At 53.7% G+C, this 19,543-nt stretch carries 16 protein-coding genes; 9 read left to right on the forward strand and 7 right to left on the reverse strand.

Annotated elements, in window-relative coordinates; genetic code table 11:
• Positions 1–10 precede the first annotated feature (10 nt).
• Complete coding sequence (locus ACYVHB_RS17510) at positions 11–877, forward strand: alpha/beta hydrolase (protein ID WP_461053064.1); 867 nt, start codon at positions 11–13, stop codon at positions 875–877.
• A gap of 267 nt (positions 878–1,144) precedes the next feature.
• Here ACYVHB_RS17510 and ACYVHB_RS17515 read toward each other — a convergent pair whose 3' ends face one another.
• Positions 1,145–2,026, reverse strand: a complete 882-nt coding sequence (locus ACYVHB_RS17515; protein WP_461053065.1) for a helix-turn-helix domain-containing protein — start codon at positions 2,024–2,026, stop codon at positions 1,145–1,147.
• A gap of 88 nt (positions 2,027–2,114) precedes the next feature.
• On the opposite strand from ACYVHB_RS17515, the gene ACYVHB_RS17520 reads away from it, so the two are divergent.
• A complete protein-coding gene (locus ACYVHB_RS17520; RefSeq protein ID WP_461053066.1) occupies positions 2,115–2,900 on the forward strand; it encodes an alpha/beta fold hydrolase in 786 nt (261 codons plus the stop codon).
• 41 nt (positions 2,901–2,941) lie between these two features.
• Here the strand turns inward: ACYVHB_RS17520 and ACYVHB_RS17525 are convergent, their stop codons facing one another.
• Positions 2,942–4,969 (reverse strand): histidine kinase, encoded by a 2,028-nt coding sequence (locus ACYVHB_RS17525; protein WP_461053067.1) that lies wholly within the window; start codon positions 4,967–4,969, stop codon positions 2,942–2,944.
• A 365-nt stretch (positions 4,970–5,334) separates the two neighbouring features.
• Here ACYVHB_RS17525 and ACYVHB_RS17530 point away from each other — a divergent pair, with 365 nt between their 5' ends.
• The 7 genes from ACYVHB_RS17530 (at position 5,335) to hemE (ending at position 13,274) form a co-directional block, all read left to right on the forward strand.
• The gene (locus tag ACYVHB_RS17530) at positions 5,335–5,808 is read left to right on the forward strand and encodes a hypothetical protein (RefSeq protein WP_461053068.1); all 474 of its coding nucleotides are present in this window, start codon (positions 5,335–5,337) and stop codon (positions 5,806–5,808) included.
• Between the two features lie 18 nt (positions 5,809–5,826).
• The gene (locus ACYVHB_RS17535) at positions 5,827–6,435 is read left to right on the forward strand and encodes a nuclear transport factor 2 family protein (RefSeq protein WP_461053069.1); all 609 of its coding nucleotides are present in this window, start codon (positions 5,827–5,829) and stop codon (positions 6,433–6,435) included.
• A 51-nt stretch (positions 6,436–6,486) separates the two neighbouring features.
• Positions 6,487–8,931, forward strand: coding sequence for an outer membrane beta-barrel protein (locus tag ACYVHB_RS17540; protein WP_461053070.1), 2,445 nt, complete (start codon positions 6,487–6,489; stop codon positions 8,929–8,931).
• A gap of 26 nt (positions 8,932–8,957) precedes the next feature.
• A complete protein-coding gene (locus ACYVHB_RS17545; RefSeq protein WP_461053071.1) occupies positions 8,958–10,223 on the forward strand; it encodes a DUF418 domain-containing protein in 1,266 nt (421 codons plus the stop codon).
• A gap of 112 nt (positions 10,224–10,335) precedes the next feature.
• The gene (locus ACYVHB_RS17550; protein WP_461053072.1) at positions 10,336–11,217 is read left to right on the forward strand and encodes an alpha/beta hydrolase; all 882 of its coding nucleotides are present in this window, start codon (positions 10,336–10,338) and stop codon (positions 11,215–11,217) included.
• A 13-nt stretch (positions 11,218–11,230) separates the two neighbouring features.
• On the forward strand, positions 11,231–12,040 hold the full coding sequence (locus ACYVHB_RS17555) for an alpha/beta hydrolase (protein WP_461053073.1): 810 nt from the start codon (positions 11,231–11,233) through the stop codon (positions 12,038–12,040).
• Between the two features lie 172 nt (positions 12,041–12,212).
• Positions 12,213–13,274 carry a uroporphyrinogen decarboxylase gene (gene hemE / locus ACYVHB_RS17560; RefSeq protein WP_461053074.1) on the forward strand — a complete coding sequence of 354 codons (1,062 nt, stop codon included), beginning with the start codon at positions 12,213–12,215 and terminating at the stop codon, positions 13,272–13,274.
• A gap of 209 nt (positions 13,275–13,483) precedes the next feature.
• On the opposite strand, the gene ACYVHB_RS17565 is transcribed toward hemE, so the two are convergent.
• The 5 genes from ACYVHB_RS17565 to ACYVHB_RS17585 all read right to left on the reverse strand — a co-directional run bounded on the left by ACYVHB_RS17565 (position 13,484) and on the right by ACYVHB_RS17585 (position 19,476).
• The gene (locus ACYVHB_RS17565) at positions 13,484–14,212 is read right to left on the reverse strand and encodes a hypothetical protein (protein WP_461053075.1); all 729 of its coding nucleotides are present in this window, start codon (positions 14,210–14,212) and stop codon (positions 13,484–13,486) included.
• Positions 14,213–14,343: 131 nt separating this feature from the next.
• Entirely contained in the window at positions 14,344–15,339 is a 996-nt protein-coding gene (locus ACYVHB_RS17570; RefSeq protein WP_461053076.1) for a bifunctional heptose 7-phosphate kinase/heptose 1-phosphate adenyltransferase, read from the reverse strand.
• Positions 15,340–15,504: 165 nt separating this feature from the next.
• Positions 15,505–17,040 carry an NADH-quinone oxidoreductase subunit N gene (locus ACYVHB_RS17575; RefSeq protein ID WP_461053077.1) on the reverse strand — a complete coding sequence of 512 codons (1,536 nt, stop codon included), beginning with the start codon at positions 17,038–17,040 and terminating at the stop codon, positions 15,505–15,507.
• A gap of 10 nt (positions 17,041–17,050) precedes the next feature.
• Positions 17,051–17,866, reverse strand: a complete 816-nt coding sequence (locus tag ACYVHB_RS17580) for a TerC family protein (RefSeq protein WP_461053078.1) — start codon at positions 17,864–17,866, stop codon at positions 17,051–17,053.
• 95 nt (positions 17,867–17,961) lie between these two features.
• Entirely contained in the window at positions 17,962–19,476 is a 1,515-nt protein-coding gene (locus ACYVHB_RS17585; RefSeq protein WP_461053079.1) for a C1 family peptidase, read from the reverse strand.
• Between the last annotated feature and the right edge of the window lie 67 nt (positions 19,477–19,543).

Below are 19,543 nucleotides of genomic sequence, written 5' to 3' on the forward strand. Positions count from 1 at the left end.
CATAAACCCAATGAAAACCTTACTTCTTAGTCTCATCCTAATCGGCATTGCCTTGCCATCATTATTCGGCCAAGCCAACAGTTCACCTGTTTCGGTTAGCCAATCGGTTTCCACTGACTCTATTTATTCGACTATTCTTAAACGAAAGGTAGCTACCACCATTATTCTTCCCGCAAACTACGATGCGACCAAATCCTATCCGGTCTTTTACCTGCTGCATCGGTGGTCGGGAAACAATGGATCGTTCTTAAAATCCAATTTAATCGCCGAGCTAAAAGACAAGCCTTTGATTATCGTTACACCGAGTGCCGACACCAGTTGGTACGTCAATTCAGCGACTAATCCGGCGAATCGGTACGAGGATTTTATGACCCTTGAATTGTTCGACTACATTGATAAAAAATACAGAACTAATTCAACGCGCCAGGCTATAGGTGGTTTTTCGATGGGTGCCTTTGGTGCCTTGCAAATCGGCCTTAAACACCCCGAACGGTTTACATTCATTGCCGATATGAGTGGCCCAATCAATGCACCTTTCTACGACGTTCCGTTAACACCCAAATCTCCGCTGAATTTTATCAAAAACAGCGTCAGGGTTTCGTTTGGGGAAGCAAACTCGCCGGTAGCCACCGGGTCAAACGTCTTTCGATTGGTAAAATCGGTGCCTGCTTCATCCCCCGTTTTCATTTATATGGCCGTAGGCAAACAGGACGAATTCGACTTCATTATTCCGCAGCACCAGTTATTTATCGACGCGCTAAAGAAGCAGGGGATAAACTATCAATATACAGAATATGAAGGTGGTCATTTTGATGGAAAAGTCCTTACCGCTTGTTTGCCTACCCTGTTAAACAAGTTAACGGATACCCTGAAATAGCCGAACGGCTAAACCCTTTCCACTCATGAACGCGCAACAACTCACCGATGTACAACCCTGAATTCTTATTGGGTCGCTGTTTCTGTTTCTTAGTCTCGAAACGCTCAGGCCGCTGGTTACGCCCCTCCAACGCGGCTGGCACGTACTCCATAATATGGGTCTGCTGACCATTCAGGTAGTTGTGAATCTGGGGGTAAGTTTCCTCTTCGTCGCGGTAACGGCAGCTCATCGCCCCACTGCCAGGAACGTACTACACAAACGTTACAATCAATACGCATAACCCTGTTTGTTACCTGAAAAAAGTTGAGGATCCCGGCTCTTGTAGAGATCATTGGCCAGACCTAACAGGCACTCGGGCGAGTGTTTCTCCAGCGAGTGAAAATCGTTGGGACCCATACCCGTGAAGGCTTTATAATCCCGGACCAGATGTTGGTAATCGTGGTAATTGCAGGTCAAAGCAATACTCAGCCAGTCGAGTTGGGGAAAACGATTGCGGGTGTTATAGGCTTGATGAAACCGGACGAGTCGCAGATAGGTCTTGGGGTTCATGCCCGTCCTATGCAAAAAAACGCGCTCAAATTGTCTGATACTTAACGAAGTCTGATTAGCTAACGCATCTACTTTTTGAGCAGGCTGTTTTCGGATAAGTGAAATTAGCGTATTATAAATTAAATCGTTCTGCCGGGCTTTGCGTAGCAAGCTTGCTACGTACTCTTCAGCGATGGCAATCAGTTCGTCAGGTGTTTGAGATGCCTGTAGTTGCTCGGTAACGTGGTGAACAGTGCCGGAAAAGATCAGGTCTGCATCTATGTGTTGCTCACAAAGTTCCTGTGCGGGTATTCTCAGCAGTTGAAACACCCCGCCTGGTTCAAAAACGATTTGAAAAGACCGTAGTCGCTGTCCTGTTAACCGATAGAAGGGACGCTGATGTTGCCCTACAAATACAGCCTTGCAGTACGTAGCTGACCCACTATCGGGATAGGCTATCTGGTAGTGTCCTTCCAGAATAAAATGCAGGCAATTTTCTGGCTTGGGCGGATATACCTTGACCGGCACGGTATCTATACCCGTAAAATCCAGGTCTGCGATTCGGTAGCACTGAACAAGGCCCCTAACGGCCGGAGAGGGTTCAAAGTCTTTCAACAACATAGCAAAATAGAGTTAATGTCGTTTTTTTACCACCATCTGACCGGCTGTCTCCTGTAATTTTGCCTGGAACCAAAATCAGATAAAATCCATGAGACGGCATTCGCTTCTGATTCTCCTGCTGCTCGGCTGGATGCTAACAAACGGTACGCCTATGAAATCATCTACGTTTATTCTTGTTCACGGTGGCTGGCACGGAGCCTGGGCCTGGAAAAAAATTGTGCCGTTACTACAGGCCAAAGGACATACCGTAGTGGCCCTCGATCTGCCCAGCCACGGTGCCGACAAAACACCCCCCGAAACGATCACGCTGGCCGATTACACCAAAAAGATCGTAGAAACGGCCAATGCCCAGACCGGCCCCGTGATACTGGTAGGCCATTCGTCGGGCGGAATGTTCATCTCATCGGCGGCACAGCAGTTAGGGGCGGGCAAAGTCTCGAAACTGGTTTACTTAGACGCGTTTCTACCCAAAAACGGGCAGTCACTCTTTGATCTGGCTGGTCAGTACGACGTGGCTACGCCCGGTGTTCCAAAATTTAGCGATACGCATTCGGTACAGGGGCCAGTTATTGTAGTGGACTTCGACAAGGCAGTGCCGTTTCTGTACCACGACTGCCCGACGGAGGACGTAGCGTTTGCCCGAGCGAACATCGGCAAACAACCTATTGCCCCTTTTGCTACGCCCGTGCAGTTGACCGACGAGGTGTATGGGGCTATTCCCAAATTCTACATTCTCTGTACGCAGGCGAAAGACTTTAATAAGGCCCAGATGGCTAAGAACGTGCCAACGCAGAAAATCGCTACATTGCCCACCAGTCATTCGCCGTTCTTTTCACAGCCCCAGGAATTGGTCGATTTGCTGGTGCAGCTTTGAACAGTTGGGCTTGACTTGTAATTGTTGAGAGAAACACGCTTTCATACTGGTATGTCTAAAATTACGCGCGTGCCGCATGGCTCGCCGAAACTGTCGACCAAATCCACGACCTGAGCCTGCGTCTGGACGTTGTACAACTGGTTGATCATGCGTATACGGTCGGCCGTTACCTGCATTCCGAACGATTTGTGCTTGCCCGCCGACTTGCTCTTCAGCTCGCCTGCCCGCTCCCGGCCCACCCCGTCATCGGTGATTTCGATGTGCAGCAGATTGTCTTGGGGCTGGCTGACCTCCACCGTTACCGTGCCCCCTTCGGACTTGTGCATTAGCCCGTGCCAAATGGCGTTTTCCACGTAGGGCTGCAACAACAGGGGCGGAATGCACAAATACCGTTGGTCGATGTCGGGCGAAACGTGGATGGCGAACTGCACCTTCTGTTTGAAGCGCATGGCTTCCAGTTCGATGTAGAGTTGCAGCGCTTCCAGTTCATTTTGCAGCGGCACCAGTTCGGAACGCGAGTTTTCCAGCACGAGCCGGATCAGGCGACCGAACTTGGTGAGGTAGTCGGAGGCTTTATCGGCGTCGTTCTGAAGGGTGTAGAGCTTGATGGAATTGAGGCAGTTGAAGATAAAGTGGGGGTTCATCTGGGCACGCAGGGCCGTCATTTCGGTATCGGCTAATTTCTGCTCAAACTCGGTTTCGAGCTGACGGATGTGCCGGGCTTCCAGCAGGCGGCTTTTCGCCAGAACCTCCTGAGTGCGCTGGGCCAGTTGGGCTTCCAGGTCATGGGCGTAGCGCTGTTGTATCTGTTTCTTTTCTATTTCTATCAGGTGTGTTCGCCGACCCAGCGCCAGCGAAAAGCAGAGAACTTCGAGTAACGTACCCGATCCAAAAAAAAGCGAAGGCATTTGCAGGAATATATTCGTGCGCGGTACGTCGAAGCGATTTAGCAGAAACATAAGCGTGCCTCCGCTTACCATCAGGACTAAACCCGCGAATGCGTAGCCCTGCAACAAATGGCGGCCTCGAAGCGCCAAAGCGGCCAATCGTAGTTCGTTCCCCACCAACAGCATGACAACGATACCCGATGAACGACTGAAATAGATACTTAGCAGGGTACCACCTCCCCAAATCAGATAGATGACCATTGCCAGGACAGATAAGGCGGCCAAAACGATCAACTGATAGCGATACCATCGCCAAAGTCGGGGTTGATAGCGCGATAGCTCTAAGAGCGTACCGAAAAATAAGGTATAGAAAAACAGGGCGATGTACTGAACGATGGGCAGTAGTGCCATGCGTAGCAGCGGATGATTGGGTAACCACCAGTCGAGTTGAAAAAACGCTTCAGGTACGCGAAGAAAGTGGAAACAGACAGCCAGCACGTACAGCGAATACCAGGCGTAGATAACATCCTGGTTTGTTACATATTGCGCCATGGCAAACAGGCCCATGAATACTAGACAGGCAATCAGGCCAACGTAAAACGCAAGTGCTGGTAGCTGCTGCTGGTGCAAATCAGTTAAAAAGGCTTTGTAGGATTGCCGGGTATATAGGATGGTTTGTACCGAATCGGGACTCTGAAAAGTAGACACACTGAGCAAATAGATCTGCCGTTGCCCAGGCCTAAGTCCGATTGACACCGCCATCCGACTGGGGGCATCAGATGCGATGAGTTTAGCCGCAATACTCGCCCCCGTGGTGGTCAGCAAGGTGAGATGATTCACTGAATCGACTGAATAGAAGCGGATTAAATTGTGACGTCCCACATGAAGCCACAAGTTCACTGAATCCATCAGGCTGTTATTTTGAAGCGTAAAGCGGAGCCAGTTCAATCTCATATATTGATTTTTGAACTGATTGGTCGATTGCGTTAAAAACGGCCGGAATGATTTTGTCAGAACAGCGGCAGCCGACAGCGTATCGCCTGACACATCCTGGTAAAACTCCGCATACGCTCCGATATTCATCCCGGCAGTTGGCAGTTTATCGGGCAACACCAGCGCCTTTTGCTGCCCAACGGCAACTAACCAATTCAGCAGTAGAGTCAAGAGTAGAAGCGGGCGCATGGGACGGTGAATGATAGACAAGGTACTGATAAACAGTGACATCGCCCCCCCGCCTGGGCTGAACAACTCCTTCTTTTGAGGGAGTGGTCATTTATGGGTGCGCACCTCCCCTGACCGTTCACACGCTCCACTCAGAATTTCGACGGCTCACGCGAAATTTCATACCACTCACCTCACCCCTTTTTTAGCCCACACTTTGGTCCGCTACGTTTGTGATCGTCAACCGATGAAGGACAGGCCGTTCGGTTTGCCTGGTTATCACCTGTGTTCTTTTCGGTTGGCTTCCAGAGCAACAAACAGGGATTAGTTTACCAGGAGTGAATTTTCAACGACTAATCAACCAATGCACTTTTTCTATCCACGTCATGAATACGATCTACTCAATTCCGCTCCCGCGTACCCTCGTCAGCCGCGTGCTGGTCGCCGGTTTCGCCCTGGCTTCACCTTCGCTCTACGCCCAGACCTTCGCCGGTCGGGATTACCTCACTGACTCACCGGTTAGCATTCGGGCATTCATCTACCCCGATGCCCGAAAAGAAGCCATCAAAATCCGGCTTGAAAACCAGTCGTCTGAAGGGGTGCGCATTCGGATTGTGAACGAGGCACAGCAAACGGTTTACGACGATTACGTGACGAAGCTGACGTACTACGGCCGGTTCAACGTATCAGCCCTGTCGTATGGCGCTTACACGCTTGAGATCAGTAACCGAACCGCCCGGCACACGCAGGGATTCCGAATTGAGTCGCCAGCCGCCGGACGTATCGTGATGGCTACCCAGTCAACAGATCGGGATAGTCTCATTGCTGTCAATGTATTACCGGTCAGAAAACAACCTTAAGTCTGCATAGTCATGAAAATGTATCAACTCCTCGCGCTGATTCTGTCGCTGGGCAGCGCATTAGCACAGGCGCAGGACTTCCGGGCGGTGCCGCCCGCTGAGCAGCCCAACGCGGCCGAACTCGCTTACTTCGGCGGTAAGCATCCAAATTTGCCAGTCGACAAGGCCGACGACGCAGCCAATGCCCAGTTGGTCAGCGGCTTCCTCACCGACCTCACCACGGGCCAGTTTGAAGCGGCCCGCAACCGGTTGGCGGGGGACTTCGTGGCCTACGGACCGGGCTACGACGACAAGCTCGGAACCGACGACCTGCTTAACCAGTGGGACCGCAACGGACGGCTGTTTCCCAGCCAGCACCTGACCTTCGAAACCATAACACCGGTCAACGTCCTGGATGGTAATAACCGGGGACAGTGGGTCTACGTGAAAGGCACCTGGTCGGCTCCCGATGGACGCGAACGAGGTGGTCCAATTCGCTTATCATTCCACCACATGGCGCGGGTGAGCAACAATAAAATTCAACGAACCTACACCAGCTACGGCAACGACCAGCTTTTCTACGACCGCTTCGGCGGCCCGGCTCGCTTTCCGCTGTACAATCGGCCGGTAGTGTCGCAAAATCGGTAGAGACAGTGAAGTTGGTGGTGTTCAACTCCAATTTTTCAACGCTTCACAGAAATGAAAACAATACTATCTCTTTCACTAAGCTTAATCACATCCTTCACGCAGTCACTGGCCCAAACCACCCTGACCGGAACCATCCGCGACGGGACCGGCAAGCCACTGCCGTTTGCGACTGTGGCCCTGCTCAACGCCCGCGATTCGAGCGTGGCCAAAGGCACAGCCAGCGATCAGCAGGGACTGTATACCTTCGAGAAGGTCAGGACTGGTCAGTACCTCGTACGGACTACGGCCGTTGGCTACCAAAAACTGCATTCGCCCACGTTCGATGTAATGAACAATCCGGTGAATATAGCGGCCCTTGCGATGAGCGAAGTCGCCGGTAAATTGAGTGAAGTGCAGGTAACGGCCAAAAAACCATTCGTGGAGCAGCAACTCGACCGAATGGTGGTCAACGTGGCGGGGAGCATTGTGGGCAGCGGCAGCACCGCGCTCGAAGTGCTCGAAAAATCGCCGGGCGTAACGGTCGATTACCAGAACGAACGGCTCCAGCTACGGGGCAAAGACGGCGTAATTGTGCAGATTGACGGAAAGCAAAGCTACCTCTCGGCGCAGGACGTGATTGCGCTGCTGCGGAGTATGTCGAGCGATAACATTGAGACGATCGAACTGATCACGAACCCATCGGCGAAGTACGACGCAGCCGGCAATTCGGGTATTATCAACATCCGGCTCAAAAAAAACGCGAACATCGGCACTAACGGTACGGTGTCAGTAGCGGGTGGGTCGGGGCGATTTGATCGGGAGCGGGGCAGCCTGCAACTGAATCACCGAACGCCGAAATTGAACCTATTCGGGAATTACAGCCTGAACCGGGGCGGCAACTATTGGGATTTCAAACTCGACCGCAACCAGCCCGACCCCAGTTCGTCCGATGCGGCACAGCGCAACGTCGTTAGTCAGTACACCTACCTTACGTTTCGCGATCTGGGCCAGAACGCCAAAGCCGGGCTGGATTTTTCGCTGTCCAAAACCCACCTCGGCGGACCGACAACCATCGGCCTGGTCTGGACGGGTTTCTGGAGTGATCACCGCGAGCGTGGCCCCGCCGGTGCTGTTTTCCGGCGGACCGAAGGCGGGCCGGTGTATCTGCAAACGCAGACCAACAAGACGTACAACGTTCTGAGTCAGAATCAGATCGGCAACCTTAATCTGCAACATTCGTTCGGCGAAAAGAAGGGCCAGTTAACGGCGGACTTCGATATCGGCCATTTTAGCCGCGAGTACAACAACAGCCTGCTGACCCAAACGCTCATCGCGATTGGCGACGTCACGAAACCCGCTGCTGGTTTGCTGATCACACAGCCCTCAACGGTCGACATCCGCACGGCGAAGGCCGACTACAACCGCCCGCTGTCGAACGGCTGGAAATTAGAAACGGGCCTGAAAAGCGCGTCGATAAAAACGGACAATGACCTGACTCTGAGTAGTGGAGCAGCCGGTGCTTTAATTCCTGATCCGGCTCTGTCGAATCATTTCCAGTACACTGAGCGAATCAATGCGGGCTACGTCAGCGTATCGGGCAAGTGGAAAGAGACAGCCGTGCAGGTAGGTCTGCGGGCCGAACACACGCATTCGGAAGGCAATTCCTTAACGCTGAATCAGGTCGTGACGCGTGACTACCTGAAGTGGTTTCCAAGCCTGTTTGTGTCGCGGCCCCTGTCGCCCAACCAAACACTGACGCTCTCGTACAGTCACCGCGTCGACCGCCCCAACTACCAGAACCTGAACCCCTCGCGGGGCTACGTCGACCCGTTTGCCTATAGTCAGGGCAATGCGTATCTGAAACCGCAGTTCACCCATGCGGTGGAAGGCAAATTAAGCCTGAAAAACGGTGTGTTCACTTCACTGGGAGCTAATTACACTACCGACCTGATGTTTTTCACAATCCATGCACTGGAGGGTAATAAAACCTACGTGACGGTTGAGAATCTCGGCCATTCGCAGGGCTATACGCTCACGTTGAGCTGGCCGATAACGGTAGTAAAAGGCTGGCAACTGCAAACCAATGTGCTGGGCTACTACAACCGCTTTCAGTACGACTACGAAGGAACGGTTCTACAAATTCAGAATGTAGCGGGGCGGCTAAACGGCAACAATGCGTTCACGTTGGGCCACGGCTGGACCGCCGAACTTAACGGCTGGGTCAGCACGCCTTCCGTAAACGGCATCTGGCGGCAGCCCTGGTTGGGGGCATTGGACACGGGTGTGCAAAAAGCGGTTTCGTCGGTCCTGAAGCTCAAGTTCAGTGTACAGGATGTGTTTCATAGCAATCGCTTCCGCCCAAGCGTACACACGCCGAGTGGCCGTCAGGTAGGCGTCCTGACATTTGACACGCGCGTGGCCCTGCTGAACCTGACGTACTCCTTTGGCAATCAAAAACTAAAAGGTGAACGGCAACGGCGTTTAGGCTCGGAAGACGAAACCCGCCGGACCAATTGATTAATGAATACTACTTAATGATCGACATGACAACTCAGTCCTTCTCATCCCCAACTGCTACCCGCACCGGCGTACCAGCCGGACTGGACCGCATTGCGGTGATTGACTCGCTGCGCGGCTTCGCGCTGGCGGGTATCATTGTGGCCCACTGCGCCGGACAGTATTTAGCCGGACCTACGCCCCCATCGGCGGGTACGATGAACCTGTTTTCGCCCCTCGACTTTGCGCTGAGTGAAGTGGCAGGGTACACGACCTTCGGCAAATTCTTCACCATTTTCTCTTTCCTGTTTGGGCTGAGTTTCGCCATTCAGATGGATAACTCAGCAAATAGCGGTCGTCCATTCGTGGGCCGTACGGTCTGGCGATTGGTGATTCTGTTCGCCATTGGCTTCACGCACAGCCTGTTCTACTCCGGCGATATTCTCCGCATTTACGCTGTGTTGGGACTGTTTTTGGTACTGATGCGAAACCTGAACAACCGCCTACTACTCATTCTGGGGCTGTTACTGGTTTTCAACGCCCCCCTGATTATTGGCCGGATTCAATCACAGTTTGCGCCCCCGCCCACCCGCGCCCAGATCGAAGCCGGAAAAGCCGGGGGTGAGGCTTTCATAAAAAGCGCGGAGGCTGAGTTTCGCATCAAACAATCCGGCACCCTCGCCGAGGTGATTCAGATGAATGCCCAGGGCGGATTAGTCGGTACGTTGTTTTTCCAGCTAATAACCGGGCGGCTGTTCATTACGCTGGGGCTGTTTCTGCTGGGTCTGTGGGCCGGTCGAAAACGCATCTTCGTGGACACGCCCGAACACCGGCTATTTTTCCGACAATTGCTGGCCGTATCGGGGCTGCTGGCGCTGGTTTCCACGGCACTGGTTATGCTGAATGGCGGACTCAACATTTTTGCGCCCATGCCTGGCTGGCGGGGCGTAATGGCCATTACGGCCTTTGATGTGCATCAGGCTACCCTGTCGGCATTCTACGTGGCGGGGGTGACGCTGCTGTTCTGGCAAACACGGGCGCGGCTGTTGCGGTCGCTGGTGGCGGTGGGGCGCATGGGCCTGACCACCTACCTCGCCGACACGGCGTTTGGGGTGTTGCTGTTCTTAGGCTATGGACTGGGACAATTGGGCCGTCTGAGTCTGACGGCTTCCGTCGGCCTGGGGCTGGCTTTCTTTGCCTTACAAATCCCGTTCTCCAACTGGTGGCTGGCCCGCTATCACTTCGGCCCGGTGGAGTGGCTCTGGCGAAGTCTGACGTACGGGAAGGCGCAACCGTGGCGGAAAGAGCGCTAATTGAGTCCCTGCGGGGCAGACCCACAACTCCGTATGCACGTTGAATGAGTCGCGTTGGTCAACGATAAAAAATCGGTAGCTTTGGCTGTAAACCCCAAATCCTATTGACCACTTGATACCGGCGACCCTGCTGGGAGCCATTTCTACCCAGACCATTCTACTGAGCGTGGGCGTGTATGTACTGCTCTGTTTGCTGGCGTACTGGATTCAGGAACGATTCATTTTCAAGCCCGAAAAACTGGCCGACGATTTCGTCTACAAATACGACGCGCCGTTTAAGGAAGTCCACTTCAACCTGCCCGACGGAGCCAGGCTCAACGGCCTGCTGTTTTACGCACGCGAGCCGGTGAAGCGGGGGTTGGTCATGTATTTTCACGGCAACACGCGCAGTATTAAAGGCTGGTCGAAATACGCCCGTGATTTTACGCGGCACGGCTACGACCTGATTATGATTGATTACCGGGGATTCGGTAAAAGCTCGGGCAACCGCACCGAAGCCACACTCAAACAGGATGCCGAGTACGTATTTAACCGGATGCTGTTCGACTATCAGTATCCCGAAAACCAGATCGTTATCTACGGGCGGTCGCTGGGGTCGGGCTTTGCGGCTAAGTTAGCCTCCAATCACCGGCCCAAAATGCTGATTCTCGACGCACCGTACTACAGTTTCTCGCACCTGACCAACCGCTTTCTGCCGTTTCTGCCCGTCTCGATTATCCTGCGCTTTAAAATTCGCACCGATCAGTGGCTGAAATACGTGCGCTGTCCCATTTATATCATCCACGGCAGCAAAGACCGGCTCATTCCGCTCAGTTCGAGCATTCGGCTCGCCAAAGTTGCCCCGCTGAACACCCAGCTGGCTGTCATTTACGAAGGTGGGCACAACAACCTGACTTCATTTGACGAATACCACCGCGTACTGGGCGATATTCTGCTCGACCGTTATGGCGACATGGAGCGGCAGATTATGGGCGACATCAGCTTCAACGACTGACGTGAACGGGGCTATGCGCAAACGCACGGTGGTGGTGATTGGGTTGTTCACTGTGTATCTGCTGGGTTATCCGGCCATCTATTTTGGCCAGCGGTGGGTTCTCTTCCACGATGTTCCGTTAGCCGACAGTGTTCATTTTTCGTTCAGGCAGCCGTTTCAGGAGATTAGTTTGCGACCGGAAAAAGGCGTTTTGCTGAATACGCTGATTTTCAAAACCGACTCGGTTCCCAGGCGGGGGGTGGTGCTGTATTTTCACGGCAACGCCGACAACCTGGTCCGCTGGGGTCAATACGCTGACCGCTTTCTCCGAAACGGGTACGACGTGTGGATGTATGACTACCGGCAGTTTGGCAAAAGCAAAGGTCCGCTCACCGAGGACGGTCTGTACCGCGATGCTGAATTTATGTATCAACAGGTGGTGCGGGCCTATCCTGAGCATCGGGTTGTGCTATATGGGTACTCGCTGGGAACGGGCCTGGCAACGTACGTGGCGGCCCGGCACCGCCCGCGTCTGTTGTTGCTCGAAGCGCCGTATTACAGCATCGCCGATCTGGCCAACCGTCGGGCACCCGTTTACCCCTATCAATCGCTGCTTCGATTCCGGTTTCCCACGTATCAGCGCATCGGTCGGGTACGTTGCCCAATCCATCTATTCCACGGCACCGCCGACGAAACCGTGTCCTACGCATCTGGTCAGCGATTAGCGGCTGTGCTTCCCCAAAAGCAAGCGGCTGTGCTGACGACAATCGTGGGCGGCAAACACAAAAACCTCGCTCAATACGGGCAATACAACGCGGCTTTGGATTCCCTACTCGCTCGTTAGGTGTTATTGTTTTTACGTGTTTGAGTGTGTACCGGGACGCCGGACCGGTGTTTGAGTAATTAGTCATCAGCGTAACTCAAACACCGGTCCGGCGTCCCGGTACACACTCAAACACGTAAAAACACCAACTTCCCAGATTCGACCAATCACCGTTCGGGCGTACTTTTGCACCATGATTTTACAAAATGATTTGCTGCTCCGCACCGCGCGGGGCGAATTGACCGAGCGCGTGCCAGTCTGGATGATGCGGCAGGCCGGGCGCGTACTGGCCGAGTACCGGGCCGTTCGGGACCGGGCGGGAAGTTTCATCACCTTAGCCAAAACGCCCGAATTAGCCGCCGAGGTGACCATTCAGCCGGTCGATGCGTTCGGTGTGGATGCTGCCATTATTTTCTCCGACATCTTAGTCGTGCCCGAAGCGATGGGCCTGCCCTACGAAATGATCGAGGCTCGCGGACCGGTGTTTCCCCAAACCGTCCGCACCACCGCCGACCTCAGCCGCCTGCGCGTGGCCGACGCCGAGAGCGACCTGGGCTACGTGCTGGACGCCATTCGTCTGACTAAAAAAGAACTGGCTGGCCGGGTGCCGCTCATCGGTTTTGCCGGGGCACCGTTCACGATCTTCTGCTACATGACCGAAGGCAAAGGCTCCAAAACATTCTCGGTCGCCAAAAAACTGCTCTACACCGATCCCCTATTTGCCCACACACTGCTGCAACAAATCACCGACAGTACCATTGCCTACCTGAAAGCGCAGGTGCGCGCCGGGGTCGACCTCGTGCAGTTGTTTGATTCGTGGGCGGGAATTCTATCGCCGGAGCAGTACCGGTTATTTTCGCTACCGTACATCAAACAGATTTGCGACGCGCTGGGCAGCGAAATTCAGGAGGGCGTAGTCAGCCACGCACCGGTGCCGGTAACGGTTTTTGCGAAGGGCGCGTTTTTTGCGCGGCACGAGATTGGACAGTTGGCCTGCTCGGTGGTGGGTTTAGACTGGAATATGGACCCGGCTGAATCGCGGACGCTGATCCCGAACAAGGTATTGCAGGGCAACTTAGACCCGTGTGTGCTGTACGCTGACTTTGCCCAGATCCGGGCGGAGGTCAAGCGCATGTTCGACGCTTTCGGTCATCAGCATTACATTGCCAACCTCGGCCACGGCATCTACCCCGACACCGACCCCGACAAAGCCCGCTGTTTTGTGGATGCGGTGAAGGAATTGGGGACTGGTTAGGGTTTACGGCTTATAGTAATCGAACTAATGCTTTCGAGTCAAAACGCCAGTAGAGATCGGGTAACCTCTACTGGCGTTTTGACCGGTCATTTTCCGAAATCCGAGCGTATAGCAGGTGAACGAAGGCAGAAATCAGGCATTAAAACGAAGACAGTGTGGGAGTGGAAAAACGATTTGCAGGAACACTACAAATCAGTCGGACTGGACGTTTAGATGGGTTGCGATTTAATCGCTGCTAAAATCCGTTTCCCCTGTGTCAGAACCTGACTATACTCCTGGAGCAATTCCTGTCGAGTAGACTGACGTAGCAACATACTATTTTGAAACTCAATCTCGTTAAACAATCCGCTCAAAATTAATTTCTGATCCTTTCTGCTTTCACCCATTAACGGGAGCCTTCTTACCATGTAGGGGCCGATGAGTGCATTAGTAACCTCCAGCTCTGCTGTTTCGATCAGAACAATGGATTCGTATTGCTTGTAATAATTAAAGAGGTTATTTTTTAGCGAAAAGTTGCTCAGCGACTGCATGTTACCTGTGCTTTTTAAGTCCGAAAAAGTAGCATCCTGAGCTACGAAGCGGGGCCGTTTGAAGGTGAAACGGATGTCGCTGATAACTTGACTATAATCGGGTTGTGATCCTTGTCGGCTGAGATTAATTAGTCCACTCGCTTTAGAGATTACCTGTTTAGTTTCAGCAATAATCTCGGTTAGCTGGCTTATATCGGATTCGATGTCGCGTGCTAATTCTTTAAGATAAAGTTGCTCCAGCTCTTGCTTACGCTGTTTATCTTTCCATTCGTCTAAGGCGAAGGAAGCACTGATACTGAGAACAATAACGAGAATTTCTATCACATACTCAGGCCAGCGTTCACGAAGGAGGGTAGACAGTCTACCCAAATTGCTGGTGGGTTTTTGAACGGGTAGGTCTTCTTCCATACAACCACTTTTGTAGGTACACTGGTCACAACATACTGTTTCTGTAGTGTAAGCTGATCTCGAATTAGGCTCGCACGAAAACAACGGCTATTTAACCGGACCGCAACCAAAATCAGCTTTCCGAAACTATCTCATAAATTCTCCCTGGCTTCCTGCTTCAACTGCGCCTTGTCAATGGGCACAACGCCGACCGATTCGCAAACTAAGCCCCCGCCGAGGTTCGATAGCCCGGCGATGATGGCGGGTGACTGCTTCAGCGCCACACAGCAGGCCGCGATGCTGATGACCGTGTCGCCCGCGCCCGATACATCGGCGATTTGGCGGATGTGGGCGGGCAATTTCAGTGTTTCGCCGTTGTAGTCGATAAACGCCCCGCGCTCCGAGAGGGTAATCAAAGCACCTTTCAGGTTCAACGTGTCCTTAAGCTGGTCGACAACGGTTTGAAACTCAGCCGCGTTATCCACGTCGAAATCCACCTTCAGGCCCTCGCGCAGTTCCTTCAGGTTCGGTTTGAACAGCGTTGTGTTCTGATACGACAGGAAATTGCGTTTTTTGGGATCTACCACCGTCGGCACGTTTTGGGCGTTGGCGAAATCGGTAATTTCAGCAATAGCTTCTTTGCTCAGAACGCCCTTGTCGTAATCCTCAAAAATAACAACGTGGCAGGTGGGGATGAGTTCTTTCGCTTTCTGGACCAATTGCGCCCGCTCATCGGCGGTGATGTACTTGTCGGTTTCCGTATCGACCCGCACAATCTGCTGCGAACCGGCAATGATGCGCTCTTTGATGGTTGTGATGCGGTCGCTGCTGCGGATGAGACCGTCGCAGTTCAGGCCCCGGTCGCACAGTTCCTGTTCGAGCAGATCGCCCGGCGCATCGGTGCCGATGATGGAGCAGATAATGGCTTCGGCTCCCAGCGCCTGCACATTGAGCAGCACGTTGCCCGCTCCGCCCAGCCGCCGTTCGCGCCGGTCGACGGTCACAACCGGAACGGGCGCTTCGGGCGAGATGCGCTCCACCCGACCCCACACGTACGAGTCGAGCATGACATCCCCAATAATAAGGACGCGGAGGTTATCGAACTGACTGAACAGTTCATCGAGGGTCATATCCAGGACCGGACTCATAGGCGAAAGAGTGAATGAGCGAAATCGGACCGCCGAAGCGGAGTGAATGAGGCCGGATGGTTTTTACTCTATCGCTCATTCATTCTTTCGCTCTTTAAATTTTGTGCAAAGAAACAAAAACCGGGGCGTTTTTGGCACGGCAGCACCGTGTTTGAGGAAACGGCCTTACCAACCCGCAATCAGGTTGAGCAGCCAGTCGGGTTTTAAGAACAGCCCAACGACCGGCACTACTAAACCCACCGCCAGCCAAACCGCTGCTTTCGGTAAGGTAACGGCGACCGGCGGATCGGTTCGGGACGGAGTTGGACGGAAGAAAAGCAGGAACGGAATTTTCAGGTAATAAACCAGCGAGATCAGGGCGTTTAGTAACCCCAGCGCGAACAGCGTCAGCAGCCACGATTCTCCACTTCGCTGGTAGGCATCGTACAGGGCCGAAAAAGTGAGCAGTTTCGCCGTGAAACCAACCGTTGGCGGCAGACCCGTCAGGGCGAGCATGACGATGGTCAGGGCCACCGACAGCAGCGGCTGTTTCGCGCCCAATCCGGCAAACTCACTGATGGCAAGCGTACTGCCATTGCTTCGCGCTAAGAGGTCGATCAGGAAAAACGCGGCCAGCGAGATAAACACATACGTTCCGGCGTAGAACAGAACAGCCTCGAATCCGGCTTCGCTCAACGCTACTACGCCCACCAGCAAAAACCCTGCGTGAGCAATTGTCGAGTAGGCCAGCAGCCGTTTGGCATCGGTTTGGCGCAGGGCTGACAGGTTCCCAATCAGAATTCCGGCCAGCGCCAGCACGGCCAGCGGGGTTTGCAGCACGGTCGCCGTGGCACCGGCACCAGCCAGTGCATCTCCTCCCGGCGTTTCCATTGGCAGGGCCGTAATAATCCGCATCAGCACTAAAACCGCAGCCGCTTTCGGTGCCACCGAGAAAAAAGCGGCCACCGGCACCGGCGCAGCTTCATACGCATCGGGCGTCCAGACGTGGAACGGCACACCAGCAAGTTTAAAGAGCAGGCCCGCCAGCGTCAGCAGCACAGCCACAGCCGCCACGGCCGCATCCTGCCGGGCCAGTTCGACCCCAAACGCATCGGCGGTAAGGTCGAGCGTGCCGGTCATGCCATAGAGCAGCGACATCCCGTAGAGCATAATGGCCGAACTCACAGCCCCGAACAACAGGTATTTGATGCCCCCCTCTGACGCTTTACGGTCGGCGGAGAGGGCCGTTAGCAAATACGAGCAGATGGATACGAGTTCGATGCTGAGGTAAATACTGAGCAAATTGACCGACAGCGTCATCAGAAACAACCCCAGCGTCATGGCAACGAGGATTGAGTACCATTCGAGGGGTAGCTGACCCCTCACCGACCCGTCGGGTCGGTGAGGGGTCAGCATTTCATACAGCAACACGAACACCGCGCTCAACGCGATGATTACCTGGAAGTAGACAGCCTGATTATCAACGAATAACAGTCGAAGAAAGAGAAAACCTCGGACCGGCATCAGTACCGCCCAGATGCCCGCCACCACTACCGCGAGTATGCTCATGCCAGCCAGAAACCGCCGGGCCTGACGCCGGTCTGACCGCAGCAACAGCAGTTCGGCCAGCAGCAATCCGCAGAAAGACGCCGATAGCCACACTTCAGGGCCGAATCCCCCAAGGCTGCGCAGAATATCGGTAAGTTGGTCGGTGAGGGTCAAAATAAAGGCCTTAAATCATCCTATCGCGTTGGGGCTGGCCTTCGTAGGTACGCAACTGAACGGGCTTTTGGGTTTTGCGCAGGCGGATGTTCAAAAATTCGACCAGCAGTGAAAATGCAATGGCGAAGTACAGGTAGCCTTTGGGTACCGTGCCAACCTCCTGATCGAAGAACACGACTTCGGACAGGTGCGCCCCTTCGATTATAAGCATAAAAGCAATCATAATCAGGAACGCCAGACCAAGCATCTGAATGGTGGGGTGTTCGTTGACGAACTTACCCACCGGCCCGGCAAAAAACATCATGATAACGACCGACACGATAACGGCAATGACCATGATCGTGACGTTTTGCGTCAGGCCGATGGCCGTTAGGATGGAGTCGATGGAGAAAACGATATTGGTGATGGCAATCTGCGTTACAACGTTACTGACGGTTGCCCGTCCCTTCTGAGCCGTACCAGCATCCTGTTCGTCGTCGGCACCTTCCAGTTTATGATGAATTTCGGAGGTGGCTTTGTAGAGCAGAAACAGCCCCCCGGCAAATAAAATCAGGCTTTGACCCGTGAGGGCGGCCCGGAACCAGCCCGTGTCGATGAAGGTAAACGGCTTGCTGAGGGAGATAACAAACGAGATACCCGCCAGCAGAACCAGCCGGAAAACCATGGCCAGAATCAGCCCGATATTGCGGGCTTTGCCCTGATCCTGCGGAGCCAGTTTGTTAGCCGCAATCGAAATAAAAATGATGTTGTCGATTCCCAGAACGATTTCCAGGAACGTCAGCGTCAGCAAACTGATAATAGAGGCAGCGGTAAAAAGATCGCTCATGATAGGGCAGATGTGTGCTCAAAAGTACCGGCTTACAACCGGGTGTGCAACACATGTTCCATAAAACAACCACAAACGGGATGAAAGGTTACCCCTCACTTATATTGAAATTCGATCAGCAACGGCACAACATTGCCTGTTGCGCCGGGCTTCACGTCAAACGCCACCTGATCGGCCTGGTAACGAATCTGATCCTGCCGCACGAGTTGATTGCCCAGTACGTCGGCCAAGCGTTTATCGAGCGAACCGTTTTTCCGGTCGAGGGCTTTCAGCAGGCCAGCTACGTTAAGCGGTCGTTTCGAGAACAGAATAAGCAGGTAATCTTTGCCTTTATGCTTCTCCATCACAATCGAATGGGTCTCGTCCGGGTAGGCAATCGTGGTATTAGGTCCCAGCAAGGGGCTGATGAGTTCGTCGGCCGGGAACAGCTTCTCAAAATCGCCCGACTTGCCGGTTGTCAGTGCGTAGACGTACGCATTTTCGGAGTTGTTCAAAAAAAACTTAAACCGTGTATTGGTGGGATACGCCTGAATCATCCGATACGGCCGAATATCGGTAGGGGCCGATTCGTCGGCCACGACTCGCAGATCGCGCGTGGCCTGCCGCGTCACGGGCATGGCCGTTCCATCGTTCAGCTTCAGTTCGGCCGACCCGCGCCGGGTGTCGGCTGCGCCCCCGGTGGTAGGGTTCAGCGCCACAGCGCCGGACTGACTTTCCACGTCCCGATTGCCCCCGTACACCTGAAAAGCATTGAGCACAAACCGCCCGAAATAGCCGTATGGAATCCAGCAAAAGCCTTTTTCGCCCCAGCCGGTATTCCAGCTATTGACAATCCGGAATGCCCCGCCGTGCAGTTTATCATCGTAACCAATCACGCAGATGGCCTGATTATACAAAACATCGTCAGCTTTTTCGTTCGGAGCGGGTTCCCACACAGCGCGGGCTTCTTCAAACGACAGGGGAGCGCCAATACCGGCCACCACCGGATTGCCTTCGGCGAGGGCTTTTTTCACGGCCAGCACATTCTGATCGGGGTTGGTGGGATCGGCAAATAACTGCTGATAATCACTGATTTTGAATTGAGCGGCCTCTTTAGTCACCGTAGGCGACACGGCCTGATTGCACAGCGGATACGCCAGGCTCTTCAGCCGGGGAACACCGGCGGTTTTGAGCACTTCCAGCGCTTCTTCAATGGTGCCGCCCCCCTGGCAGTTTACGTCTTTTGGATCACGAATTTTATCGTAAACGAACGTCGGCGAAAACCGCGATTGATCGAGCTTGGGCCGCTGCGTCACGTTTTGCTCTTTGCCTTCCATAATCGTGCGCAGGTAGTAGGCCGTGGCAAACGCCACCGACGTTTCCTGCCGCCCCTGATCGCCAACGCTGGGGCAAAACTGCTCATACGAAACCTGACTCGGCAGGCTGGCAAAGCTGCGGGTGGCCAGCGGGGCCTTGTTCAGGACCGTCAGCGAGCGCGTCCGGTTCATTTTCAATCCCCCGGCATATTTGCGGGTCAGTGGTTTATCCTGCGCCTGAACAGAGGACGTTAACGGCCCGGTCATCAGCAGGACGATGGCAACAACGCCAGTCGACAGCATGGTCAGTTTCATATACAATGGTGTGTTTAAAGCTTGTGGTTGTGTTTTGAATGCGTGGGGGTTTGGCTACTGCTCAGTC

The organism is Spirosoma arcticum (assembly GCF_054779955.1).